A 22906-nucleotide genomic window follows, 5' to 3' on the forward strand; every position below is an offset into this window, starting at 1 on the left:
ATAACATATGTTTGATAATAATATTGAAAATTTTTTAAAACCAATTGATTCTCAAATGCCATGTGGAATCGATCTCAATGTATCCGATAAATTGCGCGAGCTGCGTGATCTTCGCATTGAACTTCAACAGAACGAAACAGAAAATAATAGCGAATGGAATTACAAAAAAAAAGGAGCAACTTATTTAACCTTAATAGAAATGTGTGAAAATATTTTAAAAAGCGTTTCAAAAGACCTTATGGTCTGTAATTATTATATTGAAGCCCTTTTTAAAACATATTCTATTCAAGGTATGTTACATGGATTAAAGGTATATAATGCTCTATGTGACACTTACTGGGAAAATATTTATCCAGAATTGTCTACAGAAGATTACGATCTTCGTGCTATGCCTTTTAAACTCTTGCAAACGGGTCTTTATAAATTATCATCTAGTTACTTATTATGTGAAGATAAAGAAGAAAAAATATTACTTACACATTTTATTGATGAAACAAATTCGACAAAATTAAGCATATTAAAAAATAAAATTGAAAATTATTTATCTAAAATCCCAAAGTCAGAATTGGAAAATAAAGTCAATTTATTTCAAGAAATTTTAGAATGCTTAGAAAAAACAAATGATTATTTAGAACTCATTCCTGTTGACGACATTGACATTTTTTTATGTCATAAATATCTTAAAAAGACTTTAAAATTATATCAAAATTCTTTAGACAAACAGAATGATCTTTTAACTGCAGCGAAAGCAAATTCAGAACAAGTTGTTAGTAATACAAATTTAAATCAAGAAGTAAAACAAACAGATAATGCATTTAATATTATCAATCAAATGACTCCAAAAGAGTCCCATTTTCTTTCTCTTCTAAATTCAGAAACAACGCCAACTTCATATTCTACATTAAGTCAAGAAAACTTATATGAAATTCAAATTAAATCAAGAGAAGACGCTTATAAAATGATCGAAAAATCGATTCAATTTTTATTAAAACAAGATCCTCAATCTCTTATCCCTAATATGATTCAAAAAAACTTAAGCTATAGAAATCTCCCCATTCATAAAGTTTTCCAAGAACTAGAAGAAATTTGTAACGGCAAAAATTCTTTTGTTAGACTTTTTGAAAATGCGGAGAATGGAAATTGATTGAGAGTATAAAAAGATATAGACAAAACAGAGATTCCATAAATTCGGCAAATTTTGATATCAAAATTCACCAAACATCGGAAGGTGAGTCTATTGATAGCATTATTGACGAAATTTATCCTGAAATTATTTTATCAAAGCAAGCCCAAATTTTAAAATCATCTATTCAAATCATGAATAAATATAATAGAGATTTAGATAGATTTGCATTTTTTTTACCTAATAATAAATTAAAAGAAAATATCTGGCTTATTTTACCAGACGAAAATTCTTTTCTTTATGAATTGATCTTTTTTCATGATACCATAAATACTTCTTTAATTATTGAAACTGCAAATATTATCAATAATCATTTTGAAAACTTATTTAATGATGATCATATTTTTTTAACTTTTAAACAAATGATTGAAAAATTAGGAATCGTAAACACTAATGCAATCATTGAAACGAGTCTTTCTTATAATAGCTTAAAAGATGACATTTGGTTTAATCAATTTATTGATGAACTCTCAGAAAATTTTGAAAAATTAGAAAATTTCATTTCAAAATACTCTCCTCCAGTGAAGGCGAATCAAGAAAATTTAATTAACGTTAATAGCAATAGCAAAGAAGCAAATACTCAGGCTTCAAAGATAATTGAAGAAATTAAAAATGAATATTCGGCAAATGTCGTCAGGGGTCTTAGAGAAGGATTAACCGCAGAGATAGGTTCACGAAAAGAAAAACTTTATACTGCAATAAAAGAATTAGACTCTAGCATTAGAGAATATTCAAAAGAATTTCAAAGCGAAAAACAAAAATACAATTCCATAAAAAAAGGAACTCAAAATGTTAGTAAAATGCATAGCAATCGGTTACAACTTGCGGCATTAAAAGTTAAAATAATGCATAAAAACTTACAAAACATTGTTGGAGAAAATACTCTCAATAAAATTCATAAATACAGTTTATCTAATGAAAATAAAAAACTTAAAGGCATTTCAAAAATTAAAACAAATTTAAAAAAAGCTGCTTTTAAAGATTTAAATGGAATTAATAATACGAATAAAATTTTAAAAAATATACGTAAAAACGGACCTCCAAAAACTTTTACAATTTCAATTAGCTCTATTTCTGCAAATTTAACATCCTTAAAATATTTAAAATTTTTAGATAAAGTCTTCCTTATTACAAATCTTGCCGATCGAATAGACAATGTAGACTCAGCTTATAAAATTAGCAAAAGAGCGGGTGAAGAAAAATTATTTGAAGAAACTTGTGGTTTTGGGGCATATTGGGTTGGAGGAACCTTGGGAGGAAAAATGGGAGCTATAACAGGAGCTGCTATTGGAGCTAAATTAGGATTTTTATTAGGCCCACCAGGAATAATTATTGGCTTTTTTGCTGGAGGTATTATTGGGAGTGTTGCCTTTAGTATATTAGCTGACTATGAGGCAAAAAAAAGGTGCTCATATATTTATAATTATGTAAATCCTGACAAAAATAATTCCTTAAAAATATTGGAGCCATTATATGTTGAAATCAAATGAATTAATTATTTTATTTCATTGTTTTGGCTATTCAATTTTAATAATAACACTATCACTAATTGCTTTTAAAGTTATAAAAGACATAGAAAAAAGATACAACACAAAATTAGGAAATTTATTTTATATAAAAAGCTCTTTATTTTTTGGAGCTAAATATTTAGATGTAGGAGATTATATAACATATTTATATTTAGTAAAAATTGGACTTTTAAAGTTTAAAGAACCAAAGTATTTAATCCCTCTACTTTACAGATTAAGCTATGAAATCAAACATGAATCAAAATTTAATATTTTTACATGTGTATTATTTTCAATAACACTTAGATCTTTAATCATAGTAGCATTTTTTACTGGATTTAAAACTGGTCTTTTTCAGGAATTATACATTGATTTCACAAATTCACTAAATCCATTTATATTTTTAATAATCAAAATATCTTTAATTTTATTATTAATTCATTTAATTGTTACTCCAATAATTAAATTTAAAGTTATTAAAAACTTAGAATTAAATTATCAAATTATTATTAATAAAATACCCACAAGAACAAGCATGATATGTCTAGATATTAGCAAATATATTATACATAAGTTTTTTGAGGAAAATAAAATTTTTAAAAGAAATTTTTATTTAGATGACCTTATTTTATCCAAAACATCTTATTCAACTAAAAATGAAACTAAATTCAATATATATATATGTGCAATACACTGTTATAGTTTTATAATATTTTTATTATTAATCTCTTTATCTGTTATATTTTTATTTATTTGTTTTATATTTTTTATGGATAATAAGTAAAAATATACAACTTTTGCAAAAAAAGATTTATATTTATAATACTTTATTACATCTGGAACCTTTATATGTTATCATCAATTGACATAGTAGTTTTGTTTTATTTTCTACTTTCTTCATTTATAATTTGTATTTTTTCAGTTATCCTAATCCGAATAAAAGTGATAAAAGATATTGAAGAAAGATACTTTACTAAATTAAGTAATCCATTATTTAGTAATTCTTCTTTTGCCAAATGCTTTGATGTCGCTGATTATATATTTTATTTATATTTAGTAGAGTTAAATATAAGAAAGTTCAGATATCCGGTAATAATTATTCCATTGCTATATAAATTAAAATATGATCTAAGAGATGAATCTAAATTAAATATTTTTATTTGTATTATATATTACTTCTCAAATAAAATTACGATTTTTTTATTTATTTTATTTGGATTTACTACTGGAGGTATCCAAGAAATGTATGTATTATTCACTAGCTCACTAGATTACACTAATAAATACATATTTAATACTTCTATCGGATTTTTATTAGTTTATTTAATATTAACAATTATTATCAAATTTAAAATATTTAAAGAAATTGAAAATAAATATAATGTTAAAATAGAAAATAATTTTAATTTTCTTTTTTTTAAATATTTTGATGTTTCAAACTACATCAAAGACCTTTTTTTATTTGAAAAAAAAATATTCAAGATTAAAATGAGTAATTATATAATTAAACCTAAGCTTTCTGAATTTCCATACTCAGTAAAAACAGAAAGTAAGTTTAACATATATTTCCATTATTCATTCATATAGCGGAAAATTATTTGCAATTTTTTTATTAATATTTATTATAGGATTAACATTTGATTTTGTTTTAGTTTTTGGTGATAAATAACTCACAAGATATATTTTCTATTTCTACTTGTAAATAAAAAACTATATAAAAAAAATAATTGAGTTTTAAATTACCATTTTAAAATTAAAATTATTTAGTTAAAATATGAAACCAAATTAGATTTTTAATAATAATTAAAGCAATAAGAAATAAACTAATTATTATAAATATTTACTTACTAATTTATTCATTAAAAATGATTGGAACCATTATATGTCATTGTCAATTGATATCGTATTATGCTTTTACTTTCTTTTTGCTTCCTTTATAATTTTTATTATTTCATTTTTCTTAATTCAATTAAAAGTAATTAAAAATATTGAAAAAAGATACAATACTAAATTAGATTACCCGTTATTTATAAAATCATCTTTATCCAAAAGCTCTAATGTTGCAGATTATATATTATATTTATATTTAATAAAATTAAATATTTTAAAATATAAAGAACCAGTAATAATTAAACCATTATTACACCATTTAAATTATGATTTAAAGGATGAAACGAAAATAAATATAATAATATGTCTTATATTTTACATTTCAACAAAGACTTTGATATTATTATTTATTTCTATTGGATTACTCACAGGAGTTTTCCAAGAAATGTACGTATTATTTACCAGCTCAATGGAATATACAAATAAATGCTTATTTAATACTTCTATGGGATTTTTATTAGTTTATTTATTATTAACACCTTTTATAAAATTTAAAATACTTAAATCAATTGAAACAAAATATAATGTTAAAATAGAAAATAATCTTAATTTTCTTCTTTTTAAATATTTCGATGTTTCAAACTACATAAAAGACCTTTTTTTATATGAAAAAAAAATATTCAAGATCAAAATGAGTAATTACTTAATAAAACCAAAACTTTCTGAATTTCCATATACAATTAAATCAGAAAGTAATATAAACATATTTATTTCTATTATTCATGCATATAGCTTAAAATTATTTATAATACTTTCATTTATATTTATTATAGGATTAACATTTGATTTCGTTTTAGTTTTTGGTGATAAATAACTCACAAGATATATTTTCTATTTTTTGTTTTAAATAAAAAGTTAATTGATTTTTAAATTACCATTTTAAAATTATTTAGCTAAAATTTGAAACCAAATTAGATTTTTAATCATAAAAAAATTTTAATCATGAAAGTAAAAACAAATAAGCTAATTATTATAAATATTTACTTACTAATTTATTCATTAAAAATATTGGAACCTTTATATGTTAACATCAACTGAATTCAAAGTAAATTTGTATTGTATAGGCTTTATACTACCTTTACTTATAATTTCATTATTTTTAATTAGATTTAAAATTATAAATAATATTGAAAAAAGATACAATATAAAACTTGGGAAACCTTTATTCATTCCAGCTCAGTTTGCTGCTTTAGCAAAATGTTTTAATGTAGCTGATTATATAACATATTTGTATCTTATAAAAATAGGCCTTTTAAAATTTAGAGAACGTATATATAATAAGCCTCTATTATATGAAATAAATTACACTTTAAAAGATGAATCAAAATTCAATATAATGGTTTGCATACTATTTTCAATTACTCATAGAATTAATATTGCAGCTTTTATTTTTTTAGCTTACATAACAGGTACAATTCAAGAAGCTTATTTATTATTCATTAAATCCCTTTATTTTACAAATTTTATTTTGCTTTATATTTCACTTTCTTTTTTATTAATCTATCTAATAATTACTCCTATAATAAAAATTAAAATTTTAAAAAAATTAGAGTCAGAATATAATATAATAATTAAAAACAGTTTTAATTTTATTTACAACAGATACTTTTATGTTTCAAACCATATTAAAGATCTTTACTTATCTGAAAAAAATATTTTTAAGTTAAAGAAAGGAAATTATATATTAAAATCTGAACTTACAGAAATCCAATATTCAATAAAAAACGAAAGTAAATTCAATATTTACATTTGCATAATACACAGTTACAGCGTTAGATTATTTGCTATATTTATATTTATATTTATATTTGCTATAAGTGTTACTCTTGATATAGCTTATATTTTTGGTGACAAATAACTCACCTTTAGGATTGATTGTATGTCAATATGGATTAAATTAGATATAATTGATTACATAATAGTAATATCTATTATATTATTTTTAATAACATTACCTTTAATGCATTTCAAAGTAATTAAAAATATTGAAGATAAATATAATTCCAAAATTGGAAATTCATTTTATGGTGGATTTAAATATTTAAACATTTCAAATTATGTAATTTTCTTGTTAATTGTTAAAAAAGGTTTCATTAAGCATAGAGAGCCATTAATACAAAAACCATTAATTTTAAAGCCATTAATTTTAAAGCCATTACTATATAAATTAAATTACAAAATTGATAATGAATCTAAATTTAACATTATAATATGCATTTTATTTTCATTATCATCATTTATTTTTTTAATTGGTATCTTAATTAACTCATACCTTATAGGAGATTTAAAAAAAGATTTCATTGAATTTAAGAATTCAATGAATTTAATTAGCTTAATATTTTTATATATTTCAATATTTTTTTTCACAGTTCATTTATCAATAACTCCTATTATAAAATTTAAAATACTTAAAGAAATTGAATTAAAATACAAAGTAATTATTAAAAATAGCCATTCTTTTTTGTATACTAAATATTTTGATGTTTCAAACTATATCAAAGACCTTTTTTATGCAGAAAAAAATATTTTTAAATTAAAAAAAAACAATTATATAATGAAACCAAATCTTTCTGAATTCCCATATTCAATTAAAAATGAGAGTAAATTTAATATTCAAATCTGTTTCATTCATGCTTATAGTTTAAAATTATTTGGAATTTTTATTGCTTTATCTCTAATTGGATTATCTTTGGACTTTATATCACTATTTGGAAATAAATAACAATATTTATTCTTGATTTATAATTAATAAATATTGGAACCACTATATGTTAACGTCAACTAAATTAATTATAAGTTTATATTCCATTAGTTTTATTCTTCCAATCTGCATTATATCATTATTACTAGTTAGATATAAAGTCATAAAAAATATTGAAAAAAGATACCACACTATACTTGATACCCCATTATTTATAAGTGCTTCATTTTCGATCGGAGCTAGAAGTTTTAATGTTTCTGACTATATAACATATTTATTCTTAGTAAAAATAGGATTTTTAAAATTTAAAGAACGAAAATTAATTAAACCAATACTTTATGAAATAAATTACACTTTAAATGATGAATCAAAATTTAATATTATAATTTGCATATTATTTTCAATAACACATAGAATTATTTTTATTATTTTTATTTTTATAGCATATATCACGGGAGTGATTCAGGAAGGATATTTATTATTCACTAAATCCTCAAAAGACACAATTCTACTTATATTTAATATTTCAATAACATTTTTATTAATTCACTTATTTCTAACTCCCATCATTAAGTTCAAGGTTCTTAAAAAAATAGAATTAGAATATAATGTCAGGATAGATAAAAGTTTGAATATTTTTTACAATAAATATTTTGATGTTTCAAATTATATTAAAGATCTTTTTTTAGCCGAAAAAAAGATCTTTAAATTAAAAAATAATTATGTTATGAAACCAAATCTCTCAGATTTTCCGTATTGTATAAAAAATGAAAGTAATTTAAATATATACATTTGCATAATACACGCTTATAGCATTAAATTATTTGCTTTATTTATATTTATATTTGCTATTGGATTTACTCTTGATATAGCATCTGTTTTTGTTGATAAATAACTCACGTGCTTTGTGCCCCATTTGAAGTTGACACATGATTAATTTGAATTTTAATACTGTATTGGGTTCATCATTTCCATCTGTAAAATATTTTCCTTGAGAAATTCTATACAGCAATAAACCTGCCATTTTTTCAATCGGTAAATGATAATATTAAGCAGAGATATCAAACATAAAGATGCCACCGAGGCAAGATTTTAATCCATATATATCATGTATGTTATGTATTTATATTTAATTATTCTTTATTTGCTCAAATCAATCCTTGAAATATTATTTTTTTAAGTGATGGATAAATAATTCTATTATTATTTTTAAATGAATTTCTATTAAAATTTTCCTGCTACTTTTTTACTTAATTTTTCATTCCACAACCTACCCATTAGTAAAGAATGTTCTTCCATAATTTTATCATTTTCATCTTCGCTTGCTTTTTTAACATTTAGCGTAAGAACGGGTTTTTTTAGCCATTGCCCTAATGCTTGATTTAATTATAGTGAAAACATAATTCTATATTTTTTTTAATATTTTCATATATTTGTTGTGCTAAATAAGGATCTAAATTAAACGATCTTTTAATAATACTCATAGCTTTCCTCGTTATATTTTTTTCTTCAGCCTTTTTTAGTTTAAAGAGTTAATGTAATTTTTTACATAAAAAAAACTTTTACCTTCAAATCCATTTAATACTTGTCTGCAGATAAAAAACAAACCAGGCAGTCAACTAATTAATAATAATGATATAAAATAAAAACCCTATAAAATAGGATATTTTAATTGAGACTAAAGGGGTAAAGTTTTTTTATGGTAAATTACGTTTATCGACAAATTAAACAAGCATTTTCAAAGAATCAAGCTCAATTAATAGTAGGAAAAATCGAAAAAGAATTACGTGATGATCCAGAGGCTGGAGATTTAATAGAAGGGACTTATGGCTTGAGAAAGCTTCGAGTTTCTGATGGAAGTAAAGGGAAAAGTGGAGGGTTACGAGTTCTTTATTTGGATATTAAATTGATAGAACGAATTTATATCATCGCTTTTTTTCCAAAAAATGTGAAAGAAAATTTAACAAAATCTGAAAGAAATTTTCTTGCTTAAGTAGTTTTAAATATTAAAAGTGAGGCTGAAAATGAAAAAACAAAAAAGAAAAAATGAATATTTTGATGAAATTTTGTCCGCTCTAAACGAGGCTTTAGAGCATGCAAAAGGAAATAAAAAGCTAAAAATGACAAGTGTAAAAATTCATCCTGTGCAGGATATGACTGCAAAAGAAATAAGTAAATTAAGAGAAAAGCTATCCTTTTCTCAAGCTATTTTTGCAGAGTTTTTAGGAGTATCTAAAAAAACAGTTGAAGCATGGGAATACGGTAAGAGCCATCCCAATGGAGCGGCTTTACGTCTATTAAATTATACTAGTTAAGATCCTCAATATTTTGAAGAAAAAGTAATTAAAAAAAATGAAATAGCATAGCTTTTGTATCAAATTTTTAAGCAGGGTGTATTCCGATAAAAGATGTAATCTTTTTAAGTCGAATGCTACTTGAAAAATCGAATTTGCTTTGGACCCAATTCCGGGCTTGCAATGATGAGTTTAATACAGTATTAAAATTCACATTAATCATGTGTCAACTCAAATGGGGTCCAAAGCATTATATAAATACAAGAGATATCCAGAAAGAGTAATATAAAAGTATAATAATATATATAAACTTATTTCTTCTAGATTTAAATAATAAGTAAAAACTAATCGGTATTACAAAAAGCCACCAAATAAATTCAATACTTGATGAATATTGAAATTCGTTATAAAAATTATTTTTTTGATTCCTATTTTCAATATATCTAGCAATTAAAAACACTAAAAAATAGGATAGAAAATTGAATAAAACAAAATAAATTAATTTAAAAGTTGGTTTTTTCAATTTATTCCTTATAAATTAGAAGTAAATATCTTTAAATAATTACTTTTTTAAAGTTAATTTTAATAATACATAAATAAGATATGGTATAATTATCAATATATTAAAATATATTAAAAATCTATCATAAGAAATTAATGATAAATAATTTCTTATGATTAAAAATAAACTTGTAAATATGAATACAAGAGACAAATACAACAGAATTCTAAATATTTTTAATTTATTTTTGATTATAAAAAAACTAACACATGCAGGAATTGAGGTAAGCAGACTAAAAAAATAATAAGGAATCAAATAATCACTTTGATTATTTTTTAAAACAATATTTTTCTCTAAAAATATAAAACTTTTATTATATTCACTCAGCCATCCTATTACTAAGCAAATAAAAATATATATCATATGCCCCAGAACAGGATATTTCATATATGAAAGAATAGATTTTAATTTCATAAATATATAAATGTTAAAATTACATTGCTTTATAGAAATTAAATTATAATTAATTAATACATAATAGGATAATTTTGTTAGAAAAATACTAAAAATTGGTAAAATCAATAAAACAAAAATTAATTCTAATATTAGATAATTATTTTGAAATAACATTAAGCGATATAAAATCATTTCTTTTAATATTAAATACAATAATATTAATAATATACTATTAAATAAGGATAAATATATTTTTAATAAAAAATATTTGCAATTTATTTTATAAAAATCATTATCCATAATAAAAGAACCATAAAAAACGAAAAAATATTTTATGTAATAATAATATTCAAAAATCTCAATATTTTTAACAAAGCCAAATTGATAATCACTTGAGTACATTTTATTTATTTCATTATCAAAAATAAATAAATAAATACAAAATGAAATATTTACAAATATGTATATTAAAAATGATTTTAACTTCACCATTAAAGATTTATACATTTAATTCATTTCCCAAAACCAAACTTCTTTATTTTTGCTATATCTTGTGACTCCAGTAAAAGGAATAAAACCTAAAAACTCATGCATAATCATAGATGATGCTGTTAGTTTGTCTTTGTTCCAAAGGTCAATATGATCACCACTTCTATTTTGATCGCTCTCATTTGATCTCATCCAGAAATCTTTTATAAATATTATTCCCGTTTTTCCATCTATTTCATCCTTAAAATTTTTACTTTTTTCTTTAATCTCTGCCAATAAAGGTTTCATCTTTTTTTTATTTTTTTCATTTTCATTTTTAATTTTAATTTTCTCATTTTCATTTTTAATTTTCTCATTTTCTTTATCTATTGTTTCTTGAGTTTTAAAATCTTGACATGTTATTATATTACCAAAAGGTTTTAAATATCTTAACCAATTTGCCATTTCTTCAGCACCTCTAGCAAATCCGTGCTTACATTTCATTCCTTTAAAAGATGCCATATTTACTTCACTTTTTTTAAAGCAATAATGCATATTTATTGCACATTGGTTATCATATAAATATAAACCTTTAGAATTTTTTTCATCGCATGCTTTTTTTATTCCATTTATATTTGGATGATTATTCCATAAATCTTCAAATTTTGGAATAAATATTTTTACAGTTACATTTGTATTTTTTTTGCTATTTGTTTTGGTTTTTATTGGTTTATTGTTATTTTTAGGCATTTTTATTATTTCCTATGTCTTGCTAAAGCTTCATCGCCCCAATACAGTTCTATTTCTTCTTCATCATTCGTTCTAATTTTTCTTGTTTTCCCATCATCATTTGTTCTGCCAAATAATTTTTTCCCATCAGGGTAAATAACCAAGTAAGGCAACTCTTTAATAGGTAAACCTTCATTATCAAGCGCTGTAAATTGCTCATCATATACTTTAAATTCAAGTTCACTTTTAAAAAGACTTGGCTCCTCTGTAATAGAAAATTTTTCTAAAGCATTTTGACCAACTAAAGTGCAACCACAGCCTACTTTATGACCATGAAGCGCAATAGGGAGACCATTTAATTTTATATTTGGATAACCTTCAATTATTTCTGTGGAACCATGCAAAGGAATAGGGCAAGAGACTTTATCTCCAAGAGTTGCTACAGGAAAGCCATTAAATTTTATATTTATTTGATTTGTTTTAACAACACTACCACCACTACTAAGTGGATCTCCTAAAACAATTATAGATTTTTTCATTCTTACCTCTCTTATTCTATTTCAATTTTACTACTTGCAGAATTTATATTCATCTTTTTACATTTTATAGAAACAAGGCCACTGCTTTCTATTTTAACTTGTGCAGAACCAACCGTTATTATAACTTCTTTTTGTGAGTTTAATGAAATTTTATCCTGAGCTTCAGTTACCACCTCTTTTTCTGATTTAATTTTAATATTTTCTATTGCATCTAATAAATATTCTTTATCTGTTTTAAATTCAATGTTTTTTTCGGCTTCAAAACTCATTTTATTTTCTGTTATAAAATCCATATGCTCTTTAGATTCATGAAGCATATTTTTCTTAGATATAAATTCCATTTGCTCTTTGGATTCATGAAGCATATTCTTTTCAGTTTTACATTCCATTTGCTCTTTGGAGGTAGATAGCATATTTTTATCTGTAATAAACTCCATTTGAAGTTTAGACTTAGATAACATATTTTCTGAAGTTCTCATAGTCATTGTTAATTTAGACTGAGTTAAATGATCTCCAAAAGAACGAATGCGCATATGTTTCGCTGCTGCTATATTAACCGTAGCTGTTTTATGATCCATTTCTAAAAAATTATTTTTTTTATTTTCAGAAGGTTGATCATATAAAGCAAGAATATGTTGCTTTTTTAAATTACTTATAGGAGCTGGTCTTTTTTCATTATATAAACCACCAATAACAACTGGTAAATCTGGATCTCCGTCTTCAAATGCAACCAATACTTCTTCACCACCTCTAGGTATTGCAAAAAATCCATAACTTTTATTTGCCCAAGGACTCATGTATCGCGCATAAATATATTCTGCTTTATCGGAATACTTATCATATTGCCAAGGCAATTGAACTTTTATAAAATAATTTTCATCTAAATTTAATTCGTATTCTTCTCCATAAACTTTCGCAGTTATAGTTCCATCAATATAATTCCTATTGTATTTATGCGAAACATTATGTTGTACATCTTTATGATGAAGAATAATATTGGTCTCATAATGAAATTCATCTCCACCTACATACATAAAAACAAAAGTATAAGATTGAACTCTATAATCTTTTATTTCATTTAAATGTGATGTTAATGGCTTTTTTTGACTCGAATTATAATTGGCACTTATCATTGAACCAATATGGATTTTTAATGAACTAGAAATAGCGGAAATATTTTTTAAATTAGAATTTACTTTTTTTTCTAAAGAAGTAGTTTTATTTTCTAAAAATTTGACAGAAGAAGCTTTTTCTTTATATTTTTTAGCACCTTCAAATCCTAATCTTTGTTTTACTTTTAGCAAATGATCTCCAGATTTTTTTTCACTCTCCTTTTTCATTACTTTTCCAAAATTTCTATGATCAGAATCAAAAGAATCTATTTCTATAGGAGCGCCTGAGTATACAAAATTTATATTTGTTATTCTTTCTTTTCTAAATGCGAGGGCTTCTTTTAATGGATTATCTTCTGATTTGATTAAATTTTGAGAATTATCTTCAATATCTAAAGCTATTTTTCTATATTTTGATTCACTTATTAATGTATTTATTAAATTTACATCATTTAAAATATGAAATATTTGTTCGCCTTTTTCATAAGTAAAAATAAAATCCCAATCTTCTTCATCAATAAGCCGCAATATAAAATCCCAGTCACTTTCTCCATTTTGAATACAATTTATTCTAATAGTATCTTTTTCTGGTGAAAATTTAAATTTGACATTAAACTTAATAAATGACATTTTTTCAAAATCAGAAAATACATCTTTAATAATATCTTCAACTTTTTTATCAATATACACTCGATAATTGTTACTTTTTTGTAAAAACCATGGTAATGGATTTGCATAAAATGTGAATTTCTTTTTATCTGAATAATAATCTTCTAACTTTGTTTGGCTTACAAAAGAAGAATATTCTCTAATTGGAATTCCTAGTGAATTAAAGATTTCTATATGAACCTTAGAGAAATAAAAAAATGAGGAAGATTTCTCTAAATCAAACGAAAGTTTTGTACATATTTCATGAATTTGCATAGGATCCAGAATAAACTGTAACTCCATTTCTGTTAAGGAGCTGATTTCATCAAATACAAGAAATTGGGAAAGTCCTGTTTCTAAAATTTTTTTATCATTTTTATAAAAGGTAGCTATTAATGTATAACCAGTTTTGTTTTTGACATAAGAAAATATATCTTGTTTCATTTTAATTCCTATAATATTTTAGTTTCTTCTTATAATATGCCTGTAATCTTTATCATTTATACTAGTCATTAGTGATTCCATATATCTATCATAAAAAAAGTATTTCTTATCTGGCATTTTTGTTAATAAAAAGTCAGAATAAAAATCAAGTTCTGTGTTAATTACTTCAACTTTTAATGTCCAATTTTGTTCCATTATATTATTTATATAAGTATAAAATAAATTTTTATTATTAAAAAATAAATGTTCTAAACTTTTAAAATATTGAATTAGTAACTTCAATGGTTTTATTTTTTTTCCGATAAAATAATTCATATTATATAAGTATTGAAAAAAAAGAGGATTAGATAAAGCTTCACTATAAAAAATGTGGTCACTCGAAGAATTTAAAATTTTCCCAAAAGACGTACTTAAAGAATTTAAGACCGTTATATTTTTTTGTAATAATTTTTCATTATTTATAAACAAATTTGTACATATTGCAGTTTGCTCAAACCTTATATCATTTTTAATATGAAAAGTGTTATATTTAATTTTATGCTCAATATTAAATGGTAATTCAAAATCGAATGATATATATTTTGAAATATTGCCGAAACTTGATGGATCTATTTTTTTCTCTGTTTTATTATCTATAAATTTTATATCAGAAACAGAAATTACACCATTTGTTTTTAAATCTGCTATTTCTATTTCTCCTTCAGTTTCTGAATTTAAAATTTTCCAAGGTAAAGTTTGTTTATATATATTATAAAACACAAAACAATTTGTTTTTATAAAATTTCTTAAATTTTTAAAATTAGAATATCCACTTCCTAAAAGAGGAATTTTTAATTTAAATTCATTTATCATTAAAATTTTAAATTTGGACAGATCAATATCAATATAAAGCATATTTTTTAAATTATTTAAAATATCTCTTGTATTTTCAAGCTTATTCTTTGACTCAAAAAATATATATTTTTTTTCTGAAAAATTAAAATTTAAAGAAAGAATATCTTTACTTATTTTATATTCTTCTTCTTCATTTTGAAAAATAATTTCTTTATGAAAAAGATCTCTATCAAATAAATAACCAATTAAACTAACCATCTCTTCAGGATCATCAGATTGAAGATATACTCTTAGTTTTGCATTAAAATCGTAATCTTCAAATTCAAGCATATTTTTAAATTCAATATTTAAAAAACATTCTCGATCTCCAGCGACAAAATAACTATTAATAGCTTTAAAGGGAGAAAGCTCTTGTTTACCAAGAGTACTTAATTTTAATGATTGTTCATCAATCTGACATTCACAAGTAATATATTCTTTTTCATCAAACTCTTCCTGAATGGAGTAAAACTCTTCAAAATTATCAAATTCAACAATGTAAGAGGGAATTTCTGGAATATACCATTCTGGAAAAATGGGTTCCATAAAATTTCGAACTTGGTTTGCAATAATGCTTTGCATTTTAGAATGGGTTAGTGTTAAAAAGAAAGAACAAGATTCTACAAGTTTTTCTGTCTCATTATCTAATAAACCAGCATGTGAGAGTCCAAAGTGAGGTTTTAGCTCGGGATGCTCATTTGTCATTTTGTTTAATTCATGTCTTAGTTCAAATATTTTTTGTGATAAAAAGTTTTCAAAATTCATATAATTTTAGAGCCTTTAAAATATTTTTCAATTTGTTCATTATCCATATTTTTTATGTACGTAACATCACCATCAAAAATGTCGAAAGCATAATATAAAGTAAATTCTTTAGTAGCTGGAAAAATTTTTAGAGCTAAAGAATGTTCTTTTCTAAATTTTTCAACAATGGGGATATATTTTGAATTTATTTTTAAATAAACAGCATATTTTATACCATTAACCTCATGTTTTTTTCCTAATAAGGTTTTATATTTTGCAACACCTATTTCATTGTTCTTTATTAAAGCATAGTAAGGACAGTTTTCATCTAAAATAATATCTGTATAAGCATTTACATATTGTCCAAAATATTCAATAAAATAATTCATTATATTTTGTTTGTTTAATAATATTTTTTTATCTTTTTCAAAATTTAAAACACCTTCGTTTAATATTTTATTATTATATTCTTCAATTTCATAGAGTTTTTTATAAAATATTTTTATAAATTTAGACAATACTTCTTTTTGCTTTTCATCTAGCTCCCTAAATTTATCATAATAAATTTCAGGAAAGACAACTTTAAAGGAGCCTGCAACATTTTTTTGAGCATCTGGATAAAAAACAACAGAACTATGAAGCATTCTTTCAATTTCTTTAATAATATTTTGCATAATTAATTCTTTATTTTAATTTTGTGTTGAAAACCAGAATAAGAAACTTTTTTTAAAAATTCGTCTATAAAATGAATCATTAAACTCACCCCTCCAAATTTATAAATTTGCTTGTTTATTTTAATGTCAACTTCATATCTATTTGTTAATATTGTTTTATAAATTTGTAAGTCATATTTTTTGATATTTTTTTCATTATGAATTAAAACCTGTTCAATTATTTTAGGCATAATTCCTTTATAATTTGAAGAAGTGCTTGAAAATTTTTCTAAAATATCAAAAAATTTCTTTATATAAAATTTTGAGTTCATAATAGCTTCATTCATTTGAAATATATCATTATAAAAAAATTCATTGCTAAAATTTTCAAAATGAAAAGTTGTTTTACTTGCTGAAGTAATATTTTCAAATTTAAGAGAGGAATCATTTTTTATACTAAATTTTGAATATAGAGGAATGGAATGAACTTCTGTCAAATTAGAGCATTTAAAATAAGGAACAACAATCGTATCATTGGCGAATGCTGTTTTAATTTTTAAATAATATATGATATCTAGCTTTTTGTCTTGAACGATATATTTTTTATGTATTTTATAATCTATACCTTCTTTCATTTCGACATCATTATGGTTTCTATCAAAAAACTGGATATGATCTATACCAATAAATTTCTTTTTGGAACCTCTATCTAAAGTAAAATATCCTTTTTTCCCTTTTTTAAAAAAAAGCGGATCACCTTGTTTTCGAAATACATTTTTTACAGGAAAACAATTTAAATGCGCAAAATGATTTAGATCTTGAAATTCAGGGAGCGTTTTGCTCAAAGGGATTTCTATTGTTAGTGTTTCATTTGCTTTTAAATTCATTTTAAACATAGATAAATCAATATCAATAAATGAATAATTGTTTAAATAATTCACAAATTGGTGAATATAAAAAGAATAATTATTATTTTTATGAATAGATAAATCAAATATATTAGAAAAGGAATATTTCAAAATATTTCTATCTTCACTTGATTCATAAGTTTTGTCTATATATGTTATTTTAATTTTTTTTTGGGTCAGAAGCAGTTCATCTAAAAATCTATAAAAGTAACTAAATTTATTACAATCAAAGTATATTTTTAATAAATTTAAATTTTCAATATCCGCTAATGCTTTAACTTCTAAGAAAGCAGAAAAATTTTTACCATTTTTATCGAAATAGGAATTAACAATTTCTATAGGTTGCAATACTATGGGTAAATTATTACAAAATATTTTATTATCAACAGAACTTTCATTTAAGTAAAATAAGGTATTTTCATTTAATGTATTTGTTTTGAAAAGGCCATTATTAGGATGCACAGCTTTTAAGACAAAAGAAGAAGTAAGAGGCTGAAACCATTCTTCTAAATAATTGCTAAGATTGCTATTTTTTTGAACTTCTGCCTTTGCTATAAAATTTGTTTCAATTTGCGCAAGCATGTAAGCATAACACTCTTTAAACCTATCTGTTTCTGGATCATTCAATGCATTTAGGTCAGAAAATAAAGCGGGAAATAAACTTGGATTATTTAATGTAATTTCATGAATTTTAGTAGTAAAGACTTCTAACGTGTGAGATAATTTTTTTTGATTAATATTCATAACATATTCTTTTAAATTGAACTAAATAGAAAAGATATTCATAAAAATTTATGAATATTTCAAAACTTGAAATTTATATTCTGGTATTTAAATTTTTACAAATTATTTTTATTATTAAATAGTTAACTATAAAATTATTTTTTCTGTTCTTATATCTGAAAAATATGTATTATTTTTCAGATAAAAAATAATTCTTTTTTAACGGTAATCTCTTTGAGTTGGCTTGCAGTATTCATATTCCAAAGGTTCTATTAGCCTTTCTGGTACTTTATTTTCTTCTGTAAATTTCCAACATGCAATATGGCTAAAGTCTTTGTCATTACGTTGCGGATCGCCGTTTGAAGTTTGATATTCATCTCTTAAATGGCTGCCGCAGGATTCTTCGCGCGCAAGGGCATCTCGGCACATAAGCTCTGCAAGTTCAATGTAATCGGAAACACGCAAAGCTTTTTCCAATTCTTGATTTAATGTATTAGCATCCGTTGGGATTTTTAAATGACTCCAAAACTCTTCTTTAATTTTTGGAATTTCATTTAAAGTGAATTGCAACTTTTCTTTATTTCTAGACATAGAACAAGCATTCCACATTAATTTACCAAGCTTGTCATGTATGGTATCTGCTAATACATTTCCATTTATTTTTATTAATTTTTGAATTTTTTGTTTATTGCTTTCAATAGAATCTGAAAATTCTACCTTATTATTTTGAAGTGTATGCAAATGAGTATTTGCTAAATAATTACCTAGTGTACTTGGTAAAATAAAGTAACCATCTACCAGACCTTGTAAAAGAGCATTTGCACCTAAACGATTGGCACCATGTTCACTAAAGTTTGCTTCTCCTAATACAAATAGACCAGGGATATTAGACATTAAATTATAATCAACCCAAAGACCTCCCATTGTATAATGAATGGCAGGATAAATTTTCATAGGAGAATGATAAGGATTATCTCCCACTATCTTTTCATACATTTGAAATAAGTTACCGTACTTTTCTTCTAAAAATTTATTTCCTTGGCTTGCTACTTTATCTTTAAAATCTAAGTAAACAGCAAGTCCCGAGCTTCCTACACCATAACCTTCATCACATACTTTTTTAACTGCGCGAGAAGCAACATCACGGGGTACTAAATTTCCAAAATTTGGGTAACAGCGTTCTAAAAAATAATCTCTATCTTCTTCATGAATTTCATTAGGAAGTCTTGTTTCATTTTTTAGTTTTGGAACCCAAATTCGTCCATCATTTCTTAGAGATTCTGACATGAGTGTTAACTTAGATTGCTCTGAACCCGCAATAGGAATACATGTAGGATGTATTTGAGTGAAACACGGATTTGCAAAACCCGCTCCTCTTTTATAAGCGCGCCAAATTGCGGTTGCATTTGAAGGTTTAGCATTTGTAGAAAGATAATATAAATTTGCATAACCACCTGTTGCTAAAACAACAGCATCTGCAGAATACGATTCTATTGCTCCTGTTAAAAGATCGCGAACAACAATACCGCGCGCTTTTCCTTCCACAACAATAAGATCGATCATTTCTTTGCGGGAATGCATTCTAATATTTTTTTCTGTTACTTGACGCATCATTCCTTGATAAGCACCAAGTAATAACTGCTGACCAGTTTGACCTTTTGCATAAAACGTTCTTTCAACTTGTGTGCCACCAAAAGATCGATTGTCTAATAATCCGCCATATTCTCGTGCAAAAGGAACACCAACAGCGACACAATGATCAATAACTTTATTTGAAAGTTCTGCTAACCGATAAACACCAGCCTCCCGAGCGCGATAATCCCCACCTTTTACCGTATCGTAAAAAAATCGGTAGGTGGAATCTCCATCATTTTTATAATTTTTACATGCATTAATTCCACCTTGTGCTGCAATAGAATGAGCTCTTCTTGGAGTATCTTGTAGACAAAATGCGTCCACTTTATAACCAGCTTCTGCTAAAGTAGCTGCTGCCGAAGCACCCCCTAATCCAGTGCCAACAACAATCACAGAAAATTTTTTTCGATTGGCCGGATTGATTAATTTACTTTCAAAAACATGTTTTTTCCATTTATCTTCTATAGGACCACTTGGTACATTATTTTTAAGCATTTTGTAAATTCCTATTTCATTTTAAATGTTTGAAAAAATTTTTATAATTTTTTAATAATTAAGCTATGCAAATAGATTCAAAATGAATCACCATTATTTTAATACATAAGTAATGCATTTTTTGCAATAATGATAATGATTTTCAATATATAAAGTATTTTAACACTTAATCCAGAAAAAAAATGCGCTAAATAAATGCGATTTTAATTATTATATGGATTTAGAATTAAAATAATATCTAAAAAATATTTATTACATATTGTGAATTTAGTTTTTTAGATATTATTTATTCAAAACTTATTCATTAAAATAAATATTAAATAAAGTTTGTAAATATTAAATTTTATACTAAATTAATAAAACGTTGAAAATATTGTAACAATAAAGCAATATAATAAGACGATTACATATAAAATAGATATTCAGCCTAAACTTGATCATTTTTTAAACAAATGAAAGAGGTAAGCTGAAATTAAAATTTTACTTTAATTATATTACATAATCACTTGAGGGATAAAATGTCTTTTAAAAAAATAGGAGTGTGTTCAATTGTTGCATTTGCCTTTATTGGCTGCGGCACTTCTCAAAAAGAAGGAAAAAATAAAAATAATAAAGTACAAATGACCAGTTTTAATATGTCTTCAAAAGGAAGTGCTAACAATATAAAAATAAATAATATACCAATTTTTATAAAAATACATTGTGCAGAAGCAGATTATACAAAAGATGATATAGAAATTAACTATGAAAAAAGTAATTTTGAAATTCCGAATAAAGGATCTTGTGATATTACTTTGAAAAAGTTTACAATATCTAATGACATCCATTATGATCTCGTAGAGGAGAAAGTTTTATTTAAAACAGAAGCAAATCCTAATCCTAAGGAAAGAGCAAATATTAAAATTAATACTACAGAAAATCTTTTATACAAAAATAAATTAAATAATTATTCTGCATTTTTATCTTCAGAAATAAAAAACAATCTGATAATCATTCATATATCTGAATTCAGGGGAATAAAGCCAAATTAATTAATGATAACGATAATTTGTATTTACTATTAAAAAAGATAAGATTTTAATTTAACTTAAATAACATGGAGAAATAGATAGAATGAATCAATTAATAAAATTTGGAATTTATGGAATCACTTCACTAGCATTTATCAGCTGCGGTGTTTCTAAAATGGAAGGTAAAAACAAACAAAAAAATGGCGATCAATATAATGGAAAAATGCTTAAAATTAATTTTTCAGCAAATCAAAATATAGATAGTGTAAAAGTTCCAAATTTACCTGTTTCTTTAGATATAAATTGCCCTGATACAAATTATAAAAATGACAAAATAGAATTAAAATTAGATGAGAGCAGTCCAAATAATACAATTGAATTGCCTGCAAAATCTAACTGTGACATTATTATAAATAGATTTATACATGGTGAAAATACTTATGAAATTTCAAAAGCTGATAAAACTGGATATATTATTAAATCCTCTGTAGATAAAGATCAAAAGGTGAATTTAACTTTTCCTGGTGAAAAATTGTTTGTAGCAAATGAGGATAATAAAAATAAAAAATCATCTTCTATATATTTAGCAGCAACACAAATTAAAATTAATAATGTTCCTTCTATTAAAATATTTATTTCTAAATATTCTGGAATAGCAACAGCAAGTATTTCTGATGCAGATACTTCATCATACGCCATATCAACTAGTCTTCCAAAAGAAGTAGATATCACAGATTTAAAATTTGACATTGTAAGAAGATTTTTAAACGGATTTAGCGAATTTACACTAGTATTAAATAAAGATAAATTAAATGATAAAAGATGGTTTGAAAATTGTAAGTATGTAAAAAATACAAAAGATGCAATTATTATTTCTGAAAGTTCCAATATTGATGGAATTAAAAAAGCATATGAAGGTGGAACTAAATGCTCAAATCTTAATGATATTATAAATACAGAAGGAAATTGGAACAGTAATATTGATTATGAACATTTTTTTATTTTTGCATCTGAACTAGAAGGGGGACAAAAAATTCCTCGCTTATCTGTTATTCCAATACTCTCAAGAAATGAAATTGAAATTATATATTTAGAAAAAGATCTAAAAATAAATGAACTTTTAATGGAAGATATGTCAAAGAGGTTGAAAAATTATAATGTACCTAATGCCATAGATGCCAATATTGCTTTATTAAAATTTGATTTAAATAAAGTTAATGAATTTATTGCTCGTTTTGAAAAATTTAATCTTTTAAATAAATGCAAAGAATCGAAACTAATAGAATGCCAAAATCTCAATCAAAAATTTGATATTTTAAAGTCAAAAAAAGTTAATTTAGAATCTGAATTAAATAAACATTAATAGGCATTTAAAATTAAGGTATGTAATT

General features: G+C 23.9%; 18 protein-coding genes. 11 read left to right on the forward strand and 7 right to left on the reverse strand.

The features are described 5' to 3' along the window. Window positions 1-7: 7 nt before the first annotated feature. From GCL60_RS07095 to GCL60_RS07135, 9 genes are all read left to right on the forward strand, one after another. Window positions 8-1144: a type VI secretion system protein TssA gene (locus tag GCL60_RS07095; protein ID WP_153419636.1), complete on the forward strand. Its 1137-nt coding sequence runs from the start codon at window positions 8-10 to the stop codon at window positions 1142-1144. Next, window positions 1141-2673, forward strand: a complete 1533-nt coding sequence (locus GCL60_RS07100; protein ID WP_153419638.1) for a DUF456 domain-containing protein — start codon at window positions 1141-1143, stop codon at window positions 2671-2673. The genes GCL60_RS07095 and GCL60_RS07100 overlap by 4 nt, the downstream gene beginning before the upstream one ends. Beyond that, window positions 2657-3475 (forward strand): hypothetical protein, encoded by an 819-nt coding sequence (locus tag GCL60_RS07105; protein WP_153419640.1) that lies wholly within the window; start codon window positions 2657-2659, stop codon window positions 3473-3475. The genes GCL60_RS07100 and GCL60_RS07105 overlap by 17 nt, the downstream gene beginning before the upstream one ends. A 1098-nt stretch (window positions 3476-4573) precedes the next feature. After that, complete coding sequence (locus tag GCL60_RS07110) at window positions 4574-5395, forward strand: hypothetical protein (RefSeq protein WP_153419642.1); 822 nt, start codon at window positions 4574-4576, stop codon at window positions 5393-5395. 207 nt (window positions 5396-5602) lie between these two features. Beyond that, window positions 5603-6439 carry a hypothetical protein gene (locus GCL60_RS07115; RefSeq protein WP_153419644.1) on the forward strand — a complete coding sequence of 279 codons (837 nt, stop codon included), beginning with the start codon at window positions 5603-5605 and terminating at the stop codon, window positions 6437-6439. A gap of 21 nt (window positions 6440-6460) precedes the next feature. Continuing rightward, window positions 6461-7303 (forward strand): hypothetical protein, encoded by an 843-nt coding sequence (locus GCL60_RS07120; protein ID WP_153419646.1) that lies wholly within the window; start codon window positions 6461-6463, stop codon window positions 7301-7303. A 46-nt stretch (window positions 7304-7349) separates the two neighbouring features. Next, window positions 7350-8177, forward strand: coding sequence for a hypothetical protein (locus tag GCL60_RS07125; RefSeq protein ID WP_153419649.1), 828 nt, complete (start codon window positions 7350-7352; stop codon window positions 8175-8177). An 804-nt stretch (window positions 8178-8981) separates the two neighbouring features. Next, a complete protein-coding gene (locus tag GCL60_RS07130) occupies window positions 8982-9275 on the forward strand; it encodes a type II toxin-antitoxin system RelE/ParE family toxin (protein WP_153419651.1) in 294 nt (97 codons plus the stop codon). 31 nt (window positions 9276-9306) lie between these two features. Next, window positions 9307-9597, forward strand: a complete 291-nt coding sequence (locus tag GCL60_RS07135; protein WP_153419653.1) for a helix-turn-helix domain-containing protein — start codon at window positions 9307-9309, stop codon at window positions 9595-9597. Between the two features lie 1444 nt (window positions 9598-11041). Here GCL60_RS07135 and GCL60_RS07140 read toward each other — a convergent pair. The 7 genes from GCL60_RS07140 to GCL60_RS07170 all read right to left on the reverse strand — a co-directional run bounded on the left by GCL60_RS07140 (window position 11042) and on the right by GCL60_RS07170 (window position 20505). Continuing rightward, a complete protein-coding gene (locus GCL60_RS07140) occupies window positions 11042-11752 on the reverse strand; it encodes a T6SS effector amidase Tae4 family protein (RefSeq protein WP_153419655.1) in 711 nt (236 codons plus the stop codon). Between the two features lie 5 nt (window positions 11753-11757). Beyond that, window positions 11758-12270, reverse strand: coding sequence for a PAAR domain-containing protein (locus GCL60_RS07145; RefSeq protein WP_153419657.1), 513 nt, complete (start codon window positions 12268-12270; stop codon window positions 11758-11760). Window positions 12271-12281: 11 nt separating this feature from the next. After that, a complete protein-coding gene (locus tag GCL60_RS07150; protein ID WP_153419659.1) occupies window positions 12282-14474 on the reverse strand; it encodes a contractile injection system protein, VgrG/Pvc8 family in 2193 nt (730 codons plus the stop codon). Between the two features lie 18 nt (window positions 14475-14492). Next, window positions 14493-16112 carry a type VI secretion system baseplate subunit TssF gene (locus tag GCL60_RS07155; protein WP_153419661.1) on the reverse strand — a complete coding sequence of 540 codons (1620 nt, stop codon included), beginning with the start codon at window positions 16110-16112 and terminating at the stop codon, window positions 14493-14495. After that, entirely contained in the window at window positions 16109-16765 is a 657-nt protein-coding gene (locus tag GCL60_RS07160; protein WP_153419663.1) for a hypothetical protein, read from the reverse strand. The genes GCL60_RS07155 and GCL60_RS07160 overlap by 4 nt, the downstream gene beginning before the upstream one ends. A gap of 2 nt (window positions 16766-16767) precedes the next feature. After that, window positions 16768-18396, reverse strand: a complete 1629-nt coding sequence (locus GCL60_RS07165; protein ID WP_153419665.1) for a hypothetical protein — start codon at window positions 18394-18396, stop codon at window positions 16768-16770. A 198-nt stretch (window positions 18397-18594) separates the two neighbouring features. After that, window positions 18595-20505, reverse strand: a complete 1911-nt coding sequence (locus GCL60_RS07170) for a fumarate reductase/succinate dehydrogenase flavoprotein subunit (protein WP_153419667.1) — start codon at window positions 20503-20505, stop codon at window positions 18595-18597. Window positions 20506-21023: 518 nt separating this feature from the next. Between GCL60_RS07170 and GCL60_RS07175 the strand changes: the two genes are divergently transcribed. Next, window positions 21024-21536 carry a hypothetical protein gene (locus tag GCL60_RS07175; protein WP_153419669.1) on the forward strand — a complete coding sequence of 171 codons (513 nt, stop codon included), beginning with the start codon at window positions 21024-21026 and terminating at the stop codon, window positions 21534-21536. Window positions 21537-21618: 82 nt separating this feature from the next. Continuing rightward, a complete protein-coding gene (locus tag GCL60_RS07180) occupies window positions 21619-22878 on the forward strand; it encodes a hypothetical protein (RefSeq protein ID WP_153419671.1) in 1260 nt (419 codons plus the stop codon). Window positions 22879-22906 lie beyond the last annotated feature (28 nt).

It is taken from the genome of Silvanigrella paludirubra (assembly GCF_009208775.1).
Classification (GTDB): domain Bacteria; phylum Bdellovibrionota_B; class Oligoflexia; order Silvanigrellales; family Silvanigrellaceae; genus Silvanigrella; species Silvanigrella paludirubra.